General features: G+C 41.9%; 18 protein-coding genes and 1 CRISPR repeat array (1 of these 19 cut by a window edge). Of the genes, 16 read left to right on the top strand and 2 right to left on the bottom strand.

Going from position 1 to position 21369, the window contains the following annotated elements; genetic code table 11:
• The first annotated feature begins 19 nt into the window (after nt 1-19).
• The 9 genes from ODU46_RS00855 to ODU46_RS00815 all read left to right on the top strand — a co-directional run bounded on the left by ODU46_RS00855 (nt 20) and on the right by ODU46_RS00815 (nt 8683).
• A complete protein-coding gene (locus ODU46_RS00855; protein WP_398579076.1) occupies nt 20-799 on the top strand; it encodes a trypsin-like serine peptidase in 780 nt (259 codons plus the stop codon).
• A 398-nt stretch (nt 800-1197) separates the two neighbouring features.
• The gene (gene sstT / locus ODU46_RS00850) at nt 1198-2373 is read left to right on the top strand and encodes a serine/threonine transporter SstT (RefSeq protein ID WP_239017147.1); all 1176 of its coding nucleotides are present in this window, start codon (nt 1198-1200) and stop codon (nt 2371-2373) included.
• A 314-nt stretch (nt 2374-2687) separates the two neighbouring features.
• On the top strand, nt 2688-4088 hold the full coding sequence (gene pepV / locus ODU46_RS00845; RefSeq protein ID WP_395382025.1) for a dipeptidase PepV: 1401 nt from the start codon (nt 2688-2690) through the stop codon (nt 4086-4088).
• Between the two features lie 202 nt (nt 4089-4290).
• On the top strand, nt 4291-4749 hold the full coding sequence (locus ODU46_RS00840; RefSeq protein ID WP_172115063.1) for a GNAT family N-acetyltransferase: 459 nt from the start codon (nt 4291-4293) through the stop codon (nt 4747-4749).
• Nucleotides 4736-5314, top strand: coding sequence for a uracil-DNA glycosylase family protein (locus tag ODU46_RS00835; RefSeq protein WP_172115060.1), 579 nt, complete (start codon nt 4736-4738; stop codon nt 5312-5314). The genes ODU46_RS00840 and ODU46_RS00835 overlap by 14 nt, the downstream gene beginning before the upstream one ends.
• Nucleotides 5315-5385: 71 nt before the next feature.
• A complete protein-coding gene (locus tag ODU46_RS00830) occupies nt 5386-6168 on the top strand; it encodes a TPM domain-containing protein (protein WP_398579074.1) in 783 nt (260 codons plus the stop codon).
• A gap of 72 nt (nt 6169-6240) precedes the next feature.
• Nucleotides 6241-6822 carry a LemA family protein gene (locus tag ODU46_RS00825; protein ID WP_024413347.1) on the top strand — a complete coding sequence of 194 codons (582 nt, stop codon included), beginning with the start codon at nt 6241-6243 and terminating at the stop codon, nt 6820-6822.
• 11 nt (nt 6823-6833) lie between these two features.
• On the top strand, nt 6834-8303 hold the full coding sequence (locus ODU46_RS00820) for a flotillin family protein (protein ID WP_024410620.1): 1470 nt from the start codon (nt 6834-6836) through the stop codon (nt 8301-8303).
• A 71-nt stretch (nt 8304-8374) separates the two neighbouring features.
• Nucleotides 8375-8683 (top strand): hypothetical protein, encoded by a 309-nt coding sequence (locus ODU46_RS00815; protein WP_161943645.1) that lies wholly within the window; start codon nt 8375-8377, stop codon nt 8681-8683.
• A gap of 121 nt (nt 8684-8804) precedes the next feature.
• Here the strand turns inward: ODU46_RS00815 and ODU46_RS00810 are convergent, their stop codons facing one another.
• Together ODU46_RS00810 and mnmE are read right to left on the bottom strand one after the other, a co-directional pair.
• Nucleotides 8805-9881, bottom strand: a complete 1077-nt coding sequence (locus ODU46_RS00810) for a hypothetical protein (RefSeq protein WP_205041123.1) — start codon at nt 9879-9881, stop codon at nt 8805-8807.
• 203 nt (nt 9882-10084) lie between these two features.
• Complete coding sequence (mnmE, locus tag ODU46_RS00805; RefSeq protein ID WP_398579073.1) at nt 10085-11458, bottom strand: tRNA uridine-5-carboxymethylaminomethyl(34) synthesis GTPase MnmE; 1374 nt, start codon at nt 11456-11458, stop codon at nt 10085-10087.
• 142 nt (nt 11459-11600) lie between these two features.
• Between mnmE and cas3 the strand changes: the two genes are divergently transcribed.
• The 7 genes from cas3 (at nt 11601) to cas2 (ending at nt 20025) form a co-directional block, all read left to right on the top strand.
• Nucleotides 11601-14042, top strand: a complete 2442-nt coding sequence (cas3, locus tag ODU46_RS00800) for a CRISPR-associated helicase Cas3' (RefSeq protein ID WP_395382021.1) — start codon at nt 11601-11603, stop codon at nt 14040-14042.
• 502 nt (nt 14043-14544) lie between these two features.
• Complete coding sequence (gene cas5c, locus ODU46_RS00795; protein ID WP_395382020.1) at nt 14545-15282, top strand: type I-C CRISPR-associated protein Cas5c; 738 nt, start codon at nt 14545-14547, stop codon at nt 15280-15282.
• Complete coding sequence (gene cas8c, locus ODU46_RS00790; protein ID WP_398579072.1) at nt 15282-17174, top strand: type I-C CRISPR-associated protein Cas8c/Csd1; 1893 nt, start codon at nt 15282-15284, stop codon at nt 17172-17174. Before cas5c ends, cas8c begins: the two co-directional genes overlap by 1 nt.
• Nucleotides 17175-17177: 3 nt before the next feature.
• Nucleotides 17178-18026, top strand: a complete 849-nt coding sequence (gene cas7c, locus ODU46_RS00785) for a type I-C CRISPR-associated protein Cas7/Csd2 (protein ID WP_395382018.1) — start codon at nt 17178-17180, stop codon at nt 18024-18026.
• A gap of 1 nt (nt 18027) precedes the next feature.
• Entirely contained in the window at nt 18028-18699 is a 672-nt protein-coding gene (gene cas4 / locus ODU46_RS00780; protein WP_398579071.1) for a CRISPR-associated protein Cas4, read from the top strand.
• Nucleotides 18696-19721: a type I-C CRISPR-associated endonuclease Cas1c gene (gene cas1c / locus ODU46_RS00775; protein WP_172082081.1), complete on the top strand. Its 1026-nt coding sequence runs from the start codon at nt 18696-18698 to the stop codon at nt 19719-19721. Before cas4 ends, cas1c begins: the two co-directional genes overlap by 4 nt.
• 10 nt (nt 19722-19731) lie before the next feature.
• Nucleotides 19732-20025 carry a CRISPR-associated endonuclease Cas2 gene (gene cas2 / locus ODU46_RS00770; protein ID WP_395382017.1) on the top strand — a complete coding sequence of 98 codons (294 nt, stop codon included), beginning with the start codon at nt 19732-19734 and terminating at the stop codon, nt 20023-20025.
• 145 nt (nt 20026-20170) lie between these two features.
• Nucleotides 20171-21369: direct repeats of the CRISPR family, unit length 32 nt; unit sequence GTCGCACCCCATACGGGTGCGTGGATTGAAAT; it runs 4105 nt beyond the window's last position.

Genomic DNA, 21369 nt, shown 5'->3' with positions numbered 1-21369 from the left:
AAAAACAGGAGGTTTTCAAATGAAAACGAAATTACTGCTTGGCGTAGCCCTTCTTAGTGTCGGTCTATCGGTGGCTCCTCCTACAATAGTAGAGGTTGAAGCACAGACGACTCACGTTTCAGATCCAGCTCTACGCAATAGTTATCCATATAATTTATCTCATTATTTGGAAGTAAATGTTGGTTCCGGTCAAATCAAAAAAGGTTCAGCCATTCTGATAGCTCCGAATACTTTATTAACCGCAGCTCACGTAGTGGCTGATGATGGGACTGGACGTGTGACCAGCCAAACTTGGTCTGGAAATGCTGTTTGGGGTGATGCTTCACCATACTATGAACTGTCAGAAATTAAGAGAACCAATACCTTTAATCCCTTCATTCCGATGCCAGGATATGGTGGAACATGGGATGCTAGTCGTGACGTAGCCCTTGTGAAAATCACCACTCCTAGCAGAAAAACACAGACAGCCAATACGGCAAATGCTCGGCTAGGAATTTACCGTAACACCTATGACCTAGTTGGCCGCCAATTTCTAATGGTCAGCAACAGCATTAATCTCTACGGACGTTGGGAATACGAATATGGAACCATTACGGAAGTCCGTTATGACGGTTTGCTTCAAACCAATATCACAGGTGTTAAGGGGCAATCCGGCTCTCCTGTTGTTGTAGACGGTCGCATTATTGGTGTCGTATCCAATATTGATTCTAATTCAAAAATCGTTATTACTCCATTGACTATGGAGATGAAAACACAATTATTTGATAAGAATGGTATCAAAAATATTGATATTTACTAGTGATATTCTTGAGCTGTCAAAGTCCTGCTTTACTGACAAGGCAGGGCTTTTAATTGCAATCCTAACACATTTTTCGCACATAAAAAAATGATAGGTCAATGTTACCTAGCTGTCATTTGAAATAAAAGTAAGTAGTGGAGTCATCTGTTTAGGTAAAAAAATGATTGCGTAAATCGTTGAGGTCTGGGCAGTAAGTAGATAAAGCTTATAAAGTATTTTGTTTTGATTACAGATGTATATTTATTCGTAAAAATATGGGCGCCACACATAGATTACATCATGCAGAAAATAGATTTTAGAAGCGAAGGCTATTGACCTGACTGGATTTTTCTGCTATGATTGAAAAATGTTTGTTTGGAGGTAAATGAGTGAATAAAATAATATCTGTATGGAAAAAAATGAATTTAATCCGAAAAATCGGAATTGGTGTTGTTTTGGGAGTGTTACTAGGCTTAATTGCTCCAAAAATAACGGTCATTGCTCTATTTGGTAGTCTATTTGTAGGAGCATTGAAAGCTATAGCCCCTCTTTTGGTTCTGACACTAGTTGCACATGCTCTATCACAAGCTCCTGCTGGTCAAAAATCGAATATGAGGACAGTTATCTGCTTGTATCTATTTGGCACTTTTGCTGCGGCCTTCATTGCTGTAGGAGCAAGCTATTTATTCCCTATTAAATTGGTTCTTTCTACTACAACGACTACGGACATTACTCCTCCACAAGGGATTGCTGAAGTATTCCAAGACCTCTTGTTGAAGGTCGTTGACAATCCAATCAATGCACTTGCAACGGCTAATTATATTGGTGTTTTGACATGGGCGGCAGTGTTTGGCTTGGCCTTTCGTCATGCAAGCAAGACAACCAAAGATTTATTGCAATCTGCTGCGGAAGTAACTTCTAAAGTTGTAGGCTGGATTATTGGTCTGGCACCATTTGGTATCATGGGCTTGGTTTTCGATACCATTGCAAATAATGGTCTGACAGCTTTAAAAGACTATGGTTTACTGCTCTTACTCTTGGTTGGAAGCATGGTTTTTGTCGCGCTTGTTGTCAATCCCTTAATTGCTTTTCTTGTAATGAAGAAAAATCCTTACCCGCTGGTGTTTGAATGTCTTCGGGTTAGTGGGGTTACGGCATTTTTTACAAGAAGTTCAGCAGCTAATATTCCTGTCAATATGCAGCTCTGCAAACGTTTAGGAGTGGATCCAGATACATACTCAGTATCCATTCCGCTCGGTGCCACAATTAATATGGCTGGCGCGGCTATTACGATTAATATTTTAACAATGGCAGCTGTTCATACACTTGGCATCAGTGTTGATTTCAGCTCAGCTCTTCTTTTATCCGTTGTTGCATCACTATCAGCAGCAGGAGCATCTGGGGTAGCAGGTGGCTCGCTTCTCCTCATCCCAGTAGCATGTAGTCTTTTTGGCATTCCAAATGAGTTAGCCATGCAAGTAGTTGGAGTCGGATTTGTGGTCGGAGTGATTCAGGACTCTTGTGAAACAGCCCTCAACTCATCAACCGATGTTTTGTTTACAGTTGTAGCAGAACGATCTGCCTGGAAAAAATAGAAAGAAGTTGGGAGACCAACTTTTTTTCTTCGCTTTACTTCTGAAATCTCTTTCATTTTGTGATAAAATAGACTTACTTTAATCTAGTCTTTTGGTTTACTTTTATTACTAGCTTCAAAGGTTCGGGGAACCTTTGAAGGTCGGAGATGAAACAAACGAAGTTTGTGTCAACAGCCGCAGGCATAACTGAAGTACGGCAAAACGAGTTCAAATAATGATGAAATTATTTGAAGTTGGAAATAGGGAAACGAACTTTCCACTTGCGTCGACGTAATAAAAGATAAAACAAATGACGATACTGAAAAGGAGAAATTATGACAGTAGATTTTAGAGCAGAGTTTGACAAACGCAAAGATGAGTTTCTAGCGGACCTCTTTGACCTCTTACGCATCAATTCTGAGCGTGACGACAGCCAGGCAGATGCCCAACACCCATTTGGGCCAGGACCAGTGCGTGCCTTGGACAAGTTTCTAGAAATTGCTCAGCGTGATGGCTATCCGACCAAGAACGTTGACAACTACGCAGGTCACTTTGAGTTTGGTGAAGGCGACGAAGTCCTTGGTATTTTCGGTCACTTGGACGTGGTGCCAGCAGGAAGCGGTTGGAACACTGACCCATATGAGCCGCAAATCATTGACGGCAAGCTCTTTGCCCGTGGATCTTCTGACGATAAGGGACCGACCATGGCCTGCTACTACGGCTTGAAAATTATCAAGGAACTGGGTCTTCCGACCTCTAAAAAAGTCCGCTTCATCGTCGGTACCGACGAAGAGTCAGGCTGGGCGGACATGGATTACTACTTCGAGCACGTCGGCCTTCCCCTGCCAGATTTCGGATTTTCTCCAGACGCCGAGTTCCCGATTATCAACGGAGAAAAGGGCAATATCACAGCTTATCTTCATTTTGCGGGGGAAAATAGCGGAGCTGCTAAACTGCATTCCTTCGCAGGCGGTTTGCGTGAGAACATGGTGCCTGAGTCTGCGACAGCTATTATCTCTGGCGACCTGGCAGACCTAGACAGCAAGTTGGTAGATTTCACAGCAGCCTATGGCCTAAAAGCTGACGCGGAAAACCTTGAAAACGGTCAAGTTCAAGTCACCGTCATCGGAAAATCAGCCCACGGTTCAACCCCAGAAGAAGGTGTCAATGGAGCAACCTACTTGGCTAAATTCCTCAGCCAATTCGCCTTTGACGGAGCAGCCAAATCCTATCTTGACTTGGCAGGACAAGTCCTCCTAGAAGATCATGACGCTAAAAAACTCGGTGTAGCCATTTACGATGAGCAGATGGGAGCTCTTTCTATGAACGCAGGTGTCTTCAAGTTTGATGAAACCTCATCTGACAACACCATTGCCCTCAACTTCCGTTATCCAAAAAATACTAACCCTGAAGCTATCAAGGCTGGTTTGGAAAAACTTGGCGTAGAAGCTGTTAGCCTGTCTGAGCATGGTCACACTCCACATTATTGCCCAATCGATGACCCAATGGTTGCGACCCTCTTATCTGTTTATGAAAAACACACAGGTTTGAAAGGTCACGAACAAGTAATCGGTGGCGGAACATTCGGACGCTTGCTCAAACGTGGTGTTGCCTACGGAGCTATGTTCCCAGACGATGTCAATACCATGCATCAAGCCAACGAATTTATCGAAGTGAAGCAACTCTACCGCGCAGCTGCCATTTACGCAGAAGCTATTTATGAATTGATCAAATAATACGAACCCATATTTACAGTACAGCACTTTTATCTAAGGCTAGTTTTTCAGCTACTCATTGTTCGTTTTTTTCAAAATACAGTCGGTATTCCTTCAAAAAACTGCCTTGATTAGCGAAAAATTATCTCTTATATCAAAGTACTTTACTTGTGAATACGGGTTCATATCAAGACGGGTTCGCCCGTCTTTTTTAGGAGGGAAAATGGAACTGAAAGAACTCACACTTGCAGATATAGAAATGGTCAAACAGCTCTTCTTATCTGTATTTAGTCAGGAGCCATGGAATGACGATTGGTCTGACGAGGAACAATTAGACCGCTATCTAGGCGATTTGCTGTCACACCCAAGAGCACTTTGCTTTGGATTGCTTGACCAAGGTAGCCTCATTGCCCTTTCTCTAGGGCACATTCGCTACTGGTATGAGGGGACCGAATACCGTATTGAAGAGCTCTGTATTGCTCGCAACTACCAAGGACGAGGAATTGGTAAGGACTTTCTAAAAAGAATTGAGGAGCAGCTGGTCGAGAGAAAGATTGTTCATATTCTCCTGCAAACAGAACGCACTCTTCCAGCCTTTTTCTTTTATAAAAAATGCGGTTTTCGTGCCTTAGAAGAAGATGTGACCATGGTCAAGAAAGTAGGACATCATGGAACTTGCTGATATTCGTCAGGCGATTATGGAAGATTTACCCAATCAAGCTTTTACGAAAAATGGGATAAAGCCGCTTTTCCAAGCATCTTCTACCGCAAAAATCCTCATTATTGGACAGGCGCCGGGATTAAAAACACAAGAAAAAGGTCGCCTCTTTGATGATGCTAGTGGAGATAATCTTCGTAAATGGTTGGGAGTAGATAGGGAATTCTTCTATGAATCTGGCTATTTTGCTATTCTTCCTATGGATTTCTATTATCCAGGAAAGGGGAAGTCTGGAGATTTGCCACCTCGAAAGGATTTTGCGTCCAAATGGCACCCACTCATTATGAAGCAACTACCCCAGATTGAGCTGACCTTGTTGATTGGTAAGTATGCCCAGGACTATTATTTAGGAGAATCCCATAGGACTGTGACCGAGAGAGTGGAGAATGCAGCTGATTACCTACCCACCTATTTTCCCCTACCTCATCCATCGCCAAGGAACAATATCTGGCAAGCTAAACATCCTTGGTTTGTTGAACAGACTCTACCGTTACTGAAAAACAACATAAATATATTGTTGGGAAAATGATAATATGATATAATTGTATATATATACCTAATAAATTTTTCTTATCTTTGTTCATCGAAGGAGGTGTTCTGATGAGAAAATGGAAAAAAATTGTCATTGGCTGTTTCGCTATTCTAACGGTTTGCTTGCTATTTGCACCCACACTAGCTAGAGCAAATCAGATCCCAGACCGACCCACAGGTACAACGGTAGTGGATGAGACGCAGTTACTCTCGAGTGAGACCATTGCAGAAATTGATCAACTCAATCGAAGTTGGGCAAGCACCGAGCAAGCTTTACAGGTTGGTGTTTATGTAACAGAAAGTCTGTCCAGTGATATTGAAAGTTTGGCTAATGAAACCTTTCGTCACTGGCAGGTCGGTTTTGCAGGAACGGACAACGGAGTTCTTTTAGTGGTTGCCATAGCTGACAGGGAATTTCGGATAGAAACCTCAGACAATGCTGCCACAGTCATCACGGATGTAGAAGCCAAGGATATTCTAGAGAATGCAAGGGAATTCTTTCGACAGGAAGACTACAGTAGAGGAATTTCCTATATCGTCAACTCCATTGGGGATAGATTTTATGGTACAAGCATCGGTAAAAATCAGTTAGCTACTATAGAAGAAGGTACAAGTGAGGAGGATGATGGCTTCTGGCTGTTTCTCGTAGTTATTCTGATCGCTATCCTATTTGGTATCATTGACAAATCTAGTCGTGGTGGTGGCGGACCAGGTAATCTACTCTGGATGTTGGTTGATGACCATCATCACTATCACAATCATCACTCGTCTAATTCCTCATCGTCTAGTTTTGGCGGAGGTAGTTGGTCAGGTGGTGGAGGCGGCGGTGGCGGAGCCTCTTCTGGATGGTAAGGCATCGTATAGGGCTTCTGATAGTTGTTTGCTTTTTTACGAATATTTAATTGTAGTTAGAAAGGAAATCTTATGAAAAAGAAATGGTTGGTCATCCTCATACCAGTCCTAGCTCTGCTGTTTTTAGGAATGGGAGCAGTTGGGCAATACAATGGCTTAGTTGACAGTTATGCTGAGGTTGAAAATGCACAAGCCAATGTAGACACACAGTTGCAACGTCGCTATGACTTGATACCCAATGTAGTCGCAGCTGTCAAAGGCGCCATGGAACACGAGGAAGAAATATTTACTGCTATTGCAGAAGCGCGTGCTAAAATCGGCTCCAGTCAACAGGGAACGAGTGACTATAATCAAGCTCAAAGTCAGCTAGATTCTGCAGTATCTAGATTGTTGGTAGTGGCTGAGAATTATCCTCAATTGACAGCCAACCAACAGGTATCAGACCTGATTACAGAGCTTGAAGGTACGGAAAATCGGATACTGGTAGCCCGTAAAGATTATAATGCGGTGGCAACTACCTACAATAAAAAAATTAAGCGGTTCCCGACCTCCATCTATGCAGGTCTATTCGGATATGAAAAAGTAGAGCTCTTCCAGGCAACAAATGATGCAGCGACAACCGTGCCAAGTGTGGATTTGAGCGATAAGGAATAAAGGAGATAAATATGGACTTTGGATTTGATATATTGGCAATTATGATACCAATTATTGTTGTTGTACTATTTGTTTTATTGTTTGTATTTGGTTATGTGTCCGCTAAGCCTAACGAAGCGATTGTCATTACCGGCTTGGGCAAACCTCGGACCTTAATTGGTCGTTCTGGTTTTATGATTCCCTTTATCGAAAAACGCTCCTATATCTCTATTGAGCAGTTTTCAACAGATGTGCAGACCACAGATTTTGTACCGACTCTTGATTTTATCAACGTAAAAGCTGATGCGGTCGTAAAAGTAAAGGTTGGGGTGTCCGATGAATTGCTCAATGCGGCAGCTCAAAACTTCCTTAACTGGAAAACTGCAGATATTTCTGCCTCTATTCAAGATGTCTTGGAAGGAAATCTGCGTGAAATCATTGGTCAGATGGAACTGCGTGACATGGTCAATAACCGCCAGGCTTTTGCAGAAAAAGTCCAATCCAACGCGGCTCCTGACTTGGCTAAAATGGGGCTGGAAATCATCGCATTTACGGTTCAGTCTTTCACAGATGACAACGATGTCATTAAAAACCTAGGTATTGACAATATTGTGACCATCCAGAAGGATGCTGCAAATGCTCGTGCCAAAGCAGAGCGGGAACAAGCAGAAGTCCGTGCTCGTGAGGATAAGGCGGCTAATGATGCGCGTGTTGCTGCAGACTTAGAAATCGCCAAGAAACAGAATGAACTAGCTATTGAGCAAGCTAATCTAAAACGCCAGTCAGATGTCCAACTGGCACAGGCAAACGCAGCCTATGGCATTGAGGAGCAAGCTCAACGGAAAGAAATCGAGCGTGCAACCGCTGAAGCCAATATCGTCAAGCAACAAAAAGAAGCAGAAGTAAAAGCAGAGGAAGTTAAGGTCCGTGAACAAGAGCTCTCAGCTACTATCCGCAAACAGGCAGAGGCAGAAAAATATGCTCGCCAGCAAGCTGCAGAAGCAGATTTGATTGAACGTCAACGCAAGGCAGAAGCAGAACTCTACGAAACGCAGCGTGAAGCGGAAGCTCAAAAAGCGCGTGCAGAAGCTGCCAAGTATGCTGCGGAGCAAGAAGCGGCAGGTATTGAGGCCAAAGGACGTGCCGAAGCAGAAGCCATCCGTTTGAAACTCGAAGCCGAGGCAGAAGGTCTTAGCAAGAAAGCGGATGCCATGGCCAAGTTCAACGATGCAGCCGTGACTGAAATGGTGGTCAATGTCCTTCCAGAAATCGCCAAGAATATTGCAGCACCACTTGGAAATGTTGATAAGATTACCATGTACGGCGAAGGGAATGCCTCAAAAATGGTGGGAGACCTGATGACGACCATGGACAAGACAACAGAAGGTCTAGGCCTCAATGTCCGTGATTTAATCAGCGCAACCCTAACTGGTCGTGCCATGTCAACAGGTTTACTGACTGCACAAGAAACAAAAGAAGCGGAAGAGGACAAAGAAAAATAATAAGCAGTTGGAAGAGATGGGTGACTGAGTAGGTTTACACCATCATTTCCATCGCATGATTGTCTTTAAAAATGAAAATGTTTAGAAACAGTAAAAAAAGTAAGTTGTTTATACAAAAAATAAATGAACTATTATCTGATTCAGAATTAAAGTTGAGCAAAGCATTGAAATTCCAGTTGTTGGAAGCGATGGAGTTGTGTGAAAAAGGTAGTAAGATTAGCTATCTTTCCTATAAAGTATATCCATATGTATTGGAAGAACTAGCTTTGAATAGGATTCAATCGGATAAATTAAAGATGTTTAAGCGCTATTTAGAGCAAGAAAGGTGGAAATATTATTTTGGTTCTGCTTTGGGAATGGCGTTTACTTCGATTAGATAGTGGTTCCGAGGATTTGTAAGTACATTGATTGTGCTATGCAACTTCGATAGAATATGCGAAAGTCCCAAGAAAGAGCAATCTTGGGACTTTTACAATCTTTATTGAGATTCGTTTTTGTTTATCAGTCATTTACCCACACCCCGCTGACATAATCCTCAGATAGAATGGTTTGACTTAAAACTTTTTTTGCTTGCCAGTCATAGATGAGTGCCTTACCAGCCAGAATCAATAATAATCTATTACCGTCTAGTTGACGGACGTGGTCAATATAATAAGGACGAGGATTAAGCTCGTCTAGACGATGGTAGCTCTCTTGACCTGTTTGGGTATTATAAATGGTGAAAGAGATTGCAGATAGCCAATCGCTTTCGTGCTCAATGAATAATAGGTTATCTTCCTTGAGTGGTTGGATGCTTCCTGGTGCAGGCTGTGATAAGGTTATGGAGGAAAATGTACGTGTCTTTGTATTGAAGGTCAAAATATCATAGGAAGTCTCAATATCCTTGTAATCTAAAGCATGGTGACTAGTGATTGGAAGATAGAGTGTATCCTTTGCAAGGAGTCCTTCATGAGTTACTAGATTTTTGTCATATTCGACTATATCTGATGTTGTAAAGCTTGTTTTATCGATGATATAGAGAACATTTTTTTGAGAATCTGATTGACCAGTGGTTATTTGATTGCCGTTTAAATAAATGAATGTATCATCTGCATAGACATATGGAAGTGGGAAAAAATCATCATCTAGTTTTAATTGATTTTTTAATTTGAACATATTATCAAACTGCGATAAGGCATGGAAAGGACCTGCTGTATAAAAATGTTGTCCATCAGTTCCGCTGATGTAGGTAGCGTATTTGCTTGGCTTACGAAGAATTTCTCCTGTTTTGAAATCAATAGAAACCAAATTGTCATTGGTAAATTTCTGCTGGTCATTGGCAAAAACTAAATATTGATTGTCTAGAATGTGGTTTTTTCCAGAGCCGAAATAGTTGTCCGAATTCATTTTTTGAGTGTGAATGAGCTTGGGTTGGTCATTAGATAATTGAAAGGCTTCGATTTTACCTGGATAAACGAGATAGAAGTCAGCATTTGAATCGAGTTCTACTTTGGCGTGCTGATAGGTTGCCAATTTCCAAGCGATAAAGGAAAAAATAAGGCAAAAAGCGGCAAGTAAAGCGATTATCATTTTTTTCATAGGGTAAGCCTTCTTTCTATTCATAGTATAGTTTATTTTTTAGAGAAGGACAAGTTTTAATCTGTTAATATACAAAAAGTGTGCAAAAACTGAACCTTTCATCTTCAATCACAATTTGAATCATTAAAAATAGCTTAGAATCACGGTTTCTTACGACGTAATTCTAAGCTATTTTCTATTTTTAAGACTTACTTAGCCTCTTCTTATTTTCCAAGACAGAATTGGCTAAAGAGTTGGGTAATGAGTTCATCTGGAGCAGCATCACCTGTGATTTCTCCTAAAATCTGCCAACAGCGTGTCAGGTCAACCTGTAACAAGTCTACGGGCATGCCCATTTCCAGACCGTCGTTGACAGCTTGCAGGCTTTGGACGGCTTGCTCAATCAGGGAAATATGACGAGAATTGGAGAGGTAGGTGGCATCTTGCTCTACCAGACCAGCATTTTCAAAGAAGAGCTGGTTGATTTTTTCTTCGATTTGGTCGATATTCTGGTTTTTCAAGACGGAAATGCGAATGACATCCTCAGGCAGTTGGTCTGCTTCAATCTTCTCTTCCAAATCGGTCTTGTTGAGCAGGACGATACGGTTTGCCAAATCTGAAATGGCTAGGAGGTTGCGGTCTTGTTCGGTCAGTGGCTCGGATGCGTTGAGGACTAGCAGGATCAGGTCGGCCTCCTCAAGGGCTTTTTTAGACCGTTCCACACCGATTTTTTCAACGATGTCATCTGTTTCACGGATACCTGCGGTATCAATCAGCTTGAGGGGGACACCTTTGATGTTGACGTATTCTTCGATAACGTCGCGTGTTGTTCCTGCGATGTCTGTAACGATGGCTTTTTCTTCGCGGAGGAGGTTATTGAGCAGGCTGGATTTTCCCACATTGGGACGACCGATAATAGCGGTCGCGATGCCTTCACGCAGGATTTTTCCACGGCGGGCAGTACGGAGGAGATTTTCCAAAAGGGCTTGGAACTGGAGGGTCTTTTCACGCACCAGCTCTGTCGTCGCCTCCTCGACGTCGTCGTACTCAGGGTAGTCGATATTGACCTCGACCTGTGCCAACGTGTTGAGAATCTCCTGGCGGGTGTCGTTGATGAGCTGGGAGAGGGAGCCGTCAAGCTGGCGGACGGCATTGTGCATGGCCTTGTCGGTCTTGGCACGTATAACATCCATGACGGCCTCTGCCTGAGTCAAATCCACACGGCCGTTGAGAAAGGCACGCTTGGTAAACTCGCCTGGTTCAGCCATTCGAGCACCTTGGCGAATCAGGAGCTGGAGAATTCCGTTGGTAACGGCGATGCCTCCGTGGGTGTTAATCTCGATGACATCTTCGCGGGTGAAGGTGCGTGGGGAACGCATGACACCCAGCATGACCTCGTCAAGCACTTGCCCTGTCGCAGGGTCAATAATGTGGCCATAGTTGAGGCTGTGGCTAGGAACAGTCGCCAAATCCTTTCCCTTGAAAACCTTGCTGGAAATAGCAAATGCATCCGTCCCAGACAGGCGGACAATCCCGATAGCCCCCTCACCGAGAGGAGTTGAAATGGCAGTTATTGTATCGAATTCTTTGGTGATCATAGAAATGGTCTTTCTGTAGTTTAGTAATAGTACTATTATAGCACTTTGTTTTAAAACCGATGAAAAAATAGAGGTTAAAAAATCAGTAAACGCTTTCTATACATATCAGAAAATGGTAAAATAATACTATAAAACAGGAGGCATGAGAATGAATTTAGCGCATATTGAAAATAGAGAAAAAGAAAGTCGATTTCAATATCTAGAGGACCACCTGTTCAACGTTGCGATGGGGGCGAGAGCGCTTGCGGAAGCGATTGGCCAAGGGGATATTTTGTTCTTACTAGGACTTTATCATGATTTGGGTAAGAGTGATAGGCTTTTTCAGAAAAAAATGAAATCGGAGCCAAGTCTGCACGTAGATCACTCATATGCGGGAGCACGTTACCTATTTCAAGAGATTGTACAAGTCTTCCAACGCTCGGGGAGAAACCCAAACGATGCACAGCTTTTTCGTGAAATAATAGCCTATATTATATCAGCCCACCACGGTGTTTATGACGTCCCTCTACCTGAAGATATGGAAGGAGCAGGTAGATATCGGTATAGTAAGTTATTTTATCGGATTGGCCAGCCACGAGCAGACTATCATTATGAAGAAGATATAAAGGCCTATGCCAAGTTACTGGAAGAACAACTGCCTAGCTTTGGTTATCAAAATGTAGATGATTTGGTGACAAAATCATTTGAAAATTTTCAAACCGCTTGGGCGAAATTATGTATCAACGATGATAGCGAATCAGCTTTTTATAGCTCTTGTTTTGTCCGACTCTACCTGTCTTATTTGAAGAATGCGGATATTTTGGATACGATCAATGCCTATGACCTTGTTATCGAGCCAAAAACTACTGAGGAAAATAGTGAACTCGTTCAGAAGTATTTTCAATCAGTAGAAGACGTTTATGCAGGATTTGGAAATCCAACCACTGAACTAAACCGTATTCGAACAGCCTTGGGAGAGCGGGTTAAACAACGTGGAGCTACTGATTCTTCAGGTATTTATCGCCTCAATCTTCCGACGGGTGCAGGAAAAACCAACCTGTCCCTCCGTTACGCAGTTCATCAACTGACACAGAAAGGTAAAGAACGTTTCTTCTACATGACGCCTTTTTTGTCTGTTTTAGAACAAAATGCAGCAGCGATTCAGGAAATTATTGGTAAGGAGGGTGTCTTAGAGCACCATTCTAATCTAGTCAGAGAACAACAAGATGCCACACCTCAGGATGAAGAGTATGGAGAGGAAACGGTCAATAGTCTAATGACAGATTACTTGATTGATACCTGGGATAGCCCGGTGGTTTTGACCACCATGGTTCAGTTCTTTCAAACCCTCTTTAAGACCAAGTCAGCTAATATCAGACGCTTCTCCAGCTTAGCAAACAGCATCTTGATTTTAGATGAAGTCCAATCCCTTCCCATTGAGGTCACCACGCTCTTTAATCTGACCATGAATTTTTTGAGTCGTGTCATGGGTGCTACACTTGTCCTCTGTACAGCGACTCAACCTGCCTATGATTCGGTTTCCATAAGCCACCGACTTTTATATGGAGGGGAAATAGCAGAGCAGGCAGATATTGTCACCTTAACCGCTGAAGAGCAAGAGGTGTTTAAGAGGACAGAACTCCGCAAGTTCGATGAAAGCAATGCGGTTTCCCGATTGTCTGACTTAGCCAGTTTTATCTTGGAAGAAGATACTTCCACGCTTGTCATTCTCAATACCAAACCAGCAGTAGAAAAACTGTATAGTCTATTAGAATTCCAAACAGACAGACCACTTTATCATCTCTCGACCAATATGTGTGCCCAGCACCGTCTCGACGTTATCCAAGAAATCAAAGAGCAGTTGAAAGAAGATGTCCCCCTAATTTGTATCAGTACGCAATTGATTGAAGCAGGGGTAGATGTTGATTTTGAACGAGTAGTTCGATCTTATGCAGGACTAGATTCAATTGTCCAAGCAGCTGGCCGTTGTAACCGTGAAGGAAAACGTGATGTCGGTCAGGTAACATTGATAAATTTATCCAAGGAAGAAGAAAGCCTCACCTATCTTAAAGAAATTAAGCATAAGAAGGAGGCGACAGAGACTATTTTGATAAAAGAAAGGTCACCTATTGATGCAGGAGCCTTAAATCGCCTATTTTTTGAACGTTACTATGCCGACAATAGCAAACAATTTGATTATCCACTATCTACCAATGAATCTGTCTATGATTATCTCAGCCTAAGTCGCTTCAAAGGAAGTCCGAACTGCAAAGTCAGACAGTCATTCAAGACGGCAGGGCAGAAAATGGATTTAATCAAAGACGATAGTATTGGCGTCCTAGTTCCATATGGTGATGGAGCGGATATAATCGCTGACTTGGAAGAACGTTTGGTAGATAATCCTTATCCAAGGGGGCAAGACTTAGTTGAAATTAAACAAACTCTCAAGAGTTTACAGCCTTTCACAGTCAATCTGGGAAAATATGACAGTCGGCTACAAGCTGTCCGATATTATTTAGAGGGACAGGTCTTAATACTGCAAGAAGAGTATTATGATGATGAAAAGCTTGGATTAAAAAAAGAGGCAAACCTTCCTATCTTGTAAGGTAAGATAGAAAGCTCTGCCAGCTTTTATTACATAAAATAAAAACATAATTTCAATCCGCATAGTCTACTATGATGAATTGATTTTATCACGATAAGAACTATAAATCAAAAAAGTTCTTCGGAAGAACTAAAATCAGTGCAAGTTACTCATAAAATAAAAAGATAGAAATGAAAAATTGTCAAATAGCAGAGTTTTTGCTATAATGATTACTACTAAGGAGGTGAAGGGGCATAACGGAAAATGTTTTTCAACTAATAGATAAATTGTTGGAGCGATTACCAGCTATTCTAACGGCCGTAGCTTATCTGGTTGTTGCCTTCCAATCAGGAAATAAGAATAAGTAGTTTTTGTTATTAAAAAATTACTTTTACGAGTTAGTCAGTGGTTACTGTAGTTGAAGGCTATAGTGACCACCGCTGGCTATCCTGTTAGTTAGGTTGTACATTTCTGTTGTAGTCTATCTTTGCTATGATAAAAAAAGAAAAGGAGGAACTCGATTTTGTATCGTTCACGGAATTTTTACCTGCGGGTGAAGGGTGATCTGGCTCTCTTTACGAATCCTGCGACCAAGGGTGGTGGAGAGAGGTCAAGCTATGCCGTTCCTACTCGACAGGCCTTAAAAGGTGTGGTGGATGCGATTTACTATAAACCAACCATCACAAATGTTGTAACAGAAGTGAAGGTTGTCAATCAAATTCAAACGGAGCTTCACGGAGTCCGAGCCTTGCTGGCTAATTATGGAGCTGACCTAAGTTATGTCTCTTACCTCAGCAATGTGGAATACCTGGTCAAATTTCACTTTATCTGGAATGAACATCGCCCAGATTTAGTGCATGATCGTTTGCCCAACAAACATGAGGCAATTATGGAAAGGTCTATCAAAAAAGGTGGACGGCGAGATGTCTTTCTTGGAACCAGGGAATGTCTTGGTTTAGTTGAAGTCATTAGCCAGGAAGAATATGAAACAGCTAAATTAGAGTATGCAGATAAGACAATTGATTTTGGAATTATGTTTCATTCATTTGCCTATCCAACAGAATCTAATCAACCGCTTCGTTCCTATTTTACAAGGACCGTCATGGAAAACGGTGTCATACGGTTTAAGGAGCAAGAAGACTGCGAGATTGTAAACACACTTTCAAATTATGTTTTCAAGACCTCGGGGAACATCAAGTCAGTAGAAGAAGAATTTGAGATATACTCACGAGATCAAGAAAATGAGGAAGGAGGTCGCTAATGGATTTCTTTACAGCACTTTTACGGGCTTATGAAGCAGCTGAGGACACAGGCTGGGTAGACAATGCTCAAAAATCAACCAGCCCCCTCCTACCGATTTACCATACCAGTCGTCGTTCAAATGGGAAGGACACGATAGCTGTTCTACTAGACAATGAAGGAAACTTCATGAAGGCAGATTTTATGGCTGATGGCGAGAGCATCATCTTTCCTGTGACTTCTGACTCGGTGGCTCGTTCAGGGAAAAATCCAGCTCCGCACCCCTTGGTTGATAAATTAACTTACTATCTTTCAGAGATAGAACAAGGACAGTATGATACCTATCATCATCAGCTGGATGAATGGATTTCTCAGTGTCAGGAACCAGAAGTTAAAAGATTTTTGAGTCATATCCAGCATTTTCTGTTACAGGATGATTTTATAGATAAAATTGTTCAGTCCCTCTATGGTAGAGTAACCGGTAGAGAGGGATTAAAAGTAACTTTTCTGAACAGTGATGATAGTGAAAAGACTACTGACCTATCGACTGCTTTTATAGAATTTAAAATTGATCAATTCAATGGCTATCAAACAGTTTCTGTTACCAATTATGTAGACTTGCATAAGGCTTACATTTCGTATGTGGAATCGAATCAGCAAGCAGATATCATCTGTAATATTAGTGGGAAGCAAGAAGTGCTGGCTGCCAAGCACCGCGGATTGATAGGAAATGCCAAACTGATTTCAGTCAGCAATAACATTGAAACCTATAAAGGACGCTTCAAGGAACGAGAGGATGTCTTTACAGTTGGGAATCAGACTTCGGAAAAGATTCATTTAATGGCAAAATTTTTGTTGGAGAATGAACATACCCACGCATGGCTAGGGTCAGGACAGCATTTAATCAACTGGTTTAGTGATGATTTGACCAATGAGACACAATTAGATATCACCACTCCAAAAGTGGAAGACACTGGAATGTTTGATTTTGGAGAAACGTCTTCAGATGATAGCCCAAAATTTCAAGTAACAGAGGCAAATAAGAAAATCCGCTCTGCATTTATCCACGGTAAAAAAGAATTTGGTGATGGGGCGACCTACTATATCGCTATCGTTAACAAGACCAATGATGGTCGTGTTGCCCTTAAATACTTTAGACAACTAGCTGTCTCACAATTACTAGATAATCTCAACAAATGGCAGGACAAGTATTCTTGGCCGTTTAAAAAGAAAAACGGGGGGTATGCTGAGTGTCCGCCGAGTTATATAGATATTATTTTGGCAGCCTATGGGGTAGACAGAGGTCGATTCTTGGAACTGGATAACGACAAGTTCAAAAGTGATCAGTTCCAAAAGTTGGCTACTAGTATGATTGACGGGAAAGATGTTCCTGAAACGATTCTTGGTAAATTGAGAGACAATATCAAGCAACGTCAGAGATATGGTAACACATGGAAAAAGGTATTATTTGTTTCCTTGGCTCTTTTACATAAAAATAATAAGGAGGAATTTACACCAATGTTAGACCACGAGAATAAGAATCGTTCCTATTTGTTTGGACGATTGTTGGCGATTTTTGAATTGTTAGAACTTCAACGGTATCAGTTAGATGGTTCAAAAAATGATCGCATCACCAATGCAGAACGCTACTGGACTGCTTATACCAGTCAGCCAGCTAAGTTGATGATGAATTTGACCAATAAAATCAAACCTTATGAAGAGGCAGTCAAGTTAAACAGTCCTGGCATCTTTAAGAAATTGGACAAAGAGAGGGAAGAAATCATGGATTTACTGAGTCCCTTGATGCAAGACCGTGGTATCAATGATCCATTAGACTATCGCTTTATATTTGGTTATTATGCTGAGAAGCAATACTTCTACACAAAACAAGAAAAAATTGAAAGTGAGGAATAAAGAATGTTGGAACAGAAAATTGATTTTATGGTAACCATTGAGGTGCGTGAGGCCAATGCTAATGGTGATCCTTTATCAGGAAATATGCCACGTACGAATGCAAATAACCAGGGGATTATTAGTGATGTTGCGATTAAGCGGAAAATTCGCAATCGTATGCAAGACATGGGACATTCTATTTTTGTCCAAGCAAATGATCGGATTGAAGATGAATTCAAATCTTTGGAAAAACGTTTCTCCAATCATTTTACTGCAAAAACTCCTGACAGTGAGATTGAAGAAACTGCTAATAAATTATGGCTGGATGTCCGTTCATTTGGTCAAGTCTTCACTTACTTGAAAAAATCAATTGGTGTTCGTGGACCGGTGTCTATTAGTATGGCCAAATCGTTAGAACCCATCGTAATTTCAAGTTTGCAAATTACTCGTAGTACTAACGGTATGGAAGCTAAAAATGAGAGCGGTCGTTCTTCTGATACCATGGGAACCAAGCATTTTGTAGACTATGGTGTGTATGTTATCAAGGGGTCTATCAATGCTTATTTTGCAGAGAAGACAGGCTTTACGGTAAAAGATGCTGAGGTCTTGAAAGAAACCCTGATTACCTTATTTGAAAACGATGCATCATCAGCTCGTCCAGAAGGTTCAATGCGTGTTCGTGAAGTTTTCTGGTTCACTCATTCCAATAAACTGGGCAATGTTTCTAGTGCACGCATCTTTGACTTGTTAGAATTTGATAAGGAAAAACAAGACAAGTCAAGCTATGAAGAGTATGCGATTGGACTGAATCAGAAAGAGCTGGCTGAGTTTCAGGCTAAGGGATTGAAAGTTGAGATTTTAGAAGGATTGTAAGATGGCCTATGCAGAAGATGATTATTTGATGTTGTCTGGTATTCAACATTTTCAGTTCTGCAAACGTCAATGGGCCTTGATCCATATTTATCAAGAATGGGCTGAAAATGAAGCAACCACTCACGGTCAGTTTCTTCATCAAAAAGCTGACAATCCCTATATCAAAGAAAAACGTAAGGATTTCTTGATTTCTAGGGCGATGCAGGTATCGTCTAAGGAGTTAGGGCTTTACGGGATTTTGGATGTTGTGGAATTCCATAAAGATGAGGCAGGCATTTCACTGAGTGGAAAACGTGGCAAATGGATTCCAACTATCGTTGAATACAAGCGTGGTAAGCCGAAAAAAGATGAACGGGATATTGTTCAATTGGTCGCACAGACCATGTGTTTGGAGGAAGCACTTGGTTGCAAAATTGATAAGGGCTATCTGTACTATCATAGTGTCAATAAAAAAGTAGAAATTAGCATTAGTGCTGAATTGAGGCATATGGTTGTTGAATTAGCCAGACAAATGCATGAACTTTATCAGAAACGAGATTTGCCAAAGGCTGAGTATTTTAAGAATTGCCAACTTTGCTCACTGGTAGATATTTGTATGCCTAGATTGAGTAAAAAAACGTGTAGTGTTGCTCATTATATCCAACAATCCATGGCAAGCGAGGAGGGGTTATGAAGAAACTGCTGAATACACTCTATCTGACTCAGGAAGATTTTTATTTGACTAGAGAGCGGGACAATATTGTCATTAAGCAAAATGGCGTTGCTGTTCATCGCTTTCCCTATCGCATTATAGACGGTATTGTGTGTTTTTCTTATCTTGGAGCCTCTCCGTCCTTGATTGAACTGTGTGCGGAACATCAAATTAACCTTTCCTTCCATACACCTCAAGGTCGATTTTGTGGCCGGTTTGTAGGTCCGACGAATGGAAATGTTCTGTTAAGACGGCAACAGTATCGCTTAGCTGATGATGCTTTGTCTCTGGAATTTGCCAAACGTTTTATTCTGTCTAAAATCTCTAATTCCAGAAAATACCTGTTGCGATTTCGTAGAGATCATAAAGATAGGGTGGATGGGAATCTATTTGAAGAGGTCAATACAGAGCTGACTTGGGCAGTGGAAATGGTTCAAACCGCTCTGGATAAGGAGACACTGCTTGGAATTGAGGGGCAGGCAGCGAATCACTATTTCCGCCTATTCAACGAAATGGTTTTGACTGATAAGGAGACGTTTCAATTCAATGGTCGCAGCAGAAGGCCGCCATTGGACTGTGTGAATGCCTTACTTTCCTTCGGCTACAGTCTGTTGACCTATGAATGCCAATCAGCACTTGAAGCGGTTGGTCTGGATAGTTATGTTGGATTTTTCCACACAGACCGTCCTGGTCGTGCGAGTCTGGCTTTGGATTTGGTTGAGGAATTTCGTTCCTTCATTGTTGATCGGTTTGTATTTTCCTTAATCAATAGAGGGCAGCTAACGAAAAAACATTTTGATATCAAAGAAAATGGGAGTGTTTTATTGACTGAAAAAGGCAGAGCAGTTTTCATTGAAGCCTGGCAAAAGCGGAAACATACAGAAGTCGAGCATCCATTTACGCAGGAAAAAGTCAAATTGATGTTACTGCCCTACGTTCAGGCACAATTGCTTGCAAAGGCTATTCGAGGCGAGTTGGACAGTTATCCTCCCTTTATGATATAGGAGCTATATTATGATGGTATTAGTGACTTATGATGTCAATACAGAAACAGCAGCTGGACGAAAGCGGTTGAGAAAAGTAGCCAATCTGTGCATTGACTTTGGACAACGTGTGCAACATTCTGTTTTCGAATGTTCAGTCACTCCAGCAGAATTCGTTGAAGTAAAGAATAGATTATTGGAAATCATTGACAAGGAACAGGACAGTATCCGCTTTTATATGCTAGGAAAAAACTGGCAAAATCGTGTGGAAACGATTGGGCGAGATACTAGTTATGATCCAGATCAAGGAGTCCTTCTGTTATAGATTATCTCTGCGAATCGGGCTCACTCATTAAATGTGGGGAGATTCGCGTGAAAAGCATATGAAAAACAGTGAAAATAGAGTGAATTTATGGTATATTCTATATCTGTAGAAACTTTATTTTTACAAAATAGTGTCAAATGGCACTGTCGCACCCCATACGGGTGCGTGGATTGAAATTATGTACCCTGCAACCATGTTAAATAACCCTTTAGTCGCACCCCATACGGGTGCGTGGATTGAAATATAGATAACCTCAACGATCTGCTTGGACTTGCTGGTCGCACCCCATACGGGTGCGTGGATTGAAATCAACCTACTTTATTGTTGAGTTTAAGGGATAAAGTCGCACCCCATACGGGTGCGTGGATTGAAATTACAATACGACCAGATAATTTTGAAAAGTCTTTTGTCGCACCCCATACGGGTGCGTGGATTGAAATAAATGCACCAACTGCTGTGATTTCCAAGTCATAGCGTCGCACCCCATACGGGTGCGTGGATTGAAATTATTTCCAAGAATGACCGAGATGCTGAACTTGCTGTCGCACCCCATACGGGTGCGTGGATTGAAATAGGAACAGGTAGATAAATTACCAGACAATCTTTTAGTCGCACCCCATACGGGTGCGTGGATTGAAATTTTCCAGTTATATACTTCCAGCTCGTGGATATGTTGTCGCACCCCATACGGGTGCGTGGATTGAAATAAGCCCCATTGCTCGAATTTCAGGCGTGATACTGTCGCACCCCATACGGGTGCGTGGATTGAAATTCATCTCAAAAATTACCTTCACGGAGTTATTCGTCGCACCCCATACGGGTGCGTGGATTGAAATTAAATTCATCCAGGCTGACATCCAGAGCGTCAGGTCGCACCCCATACGGGTGCGTGGATTGAAATTTCATAATCTAAAATTTGATGGCTCTTTCCTACTGTCGCACCCCATACGGGTGCGTGGATTGAAATGTTTGGGACTGGAACTATTGGAAGCCCTCTGGCAAGTCGCACCCCATACGGGTGCGTGGATTGAAATCACTCCTAGCCATTTTAGGATATTATAGGTATCGTCGCACCCCATACGGGTGCGTGGATTGAAATTCTGTTGTCCGTGCTAACCTATCCGAATGACGCGTCGCACCCCATACGGGTGCGTGGATTGAAATGATTAATACCTTCAGCAACGCCCTGGCCAATATGTCGCACCCCATACGGGTGCGTGGATTGAAATTTTTTGACCTTGGAGATATACTGAGGGGGCTTGAGTCGCACCCCATACGGGTGCGTGGATTGAAATAAGGCAGGACTGTCAGAGCTTGGTTTTGAACACAAGTCGCACCCCATAC

Source organism: Streptococcus sp. 2020WUSS089 (assembly GCF_044427405.1).
In the GTDB taxonomy this organism is placed as follows: Bacteria; Bacillota; Bacilli; order Lactobacillales; family Streptococcaceae; genus Streptococcus; species Streptococcus hashimotonensis.
The sequence above is the reverse complement of the archived record's forward strand: the minus strand, read 5'-3'. Positions and strand labels throughout refer to the sequence as shown.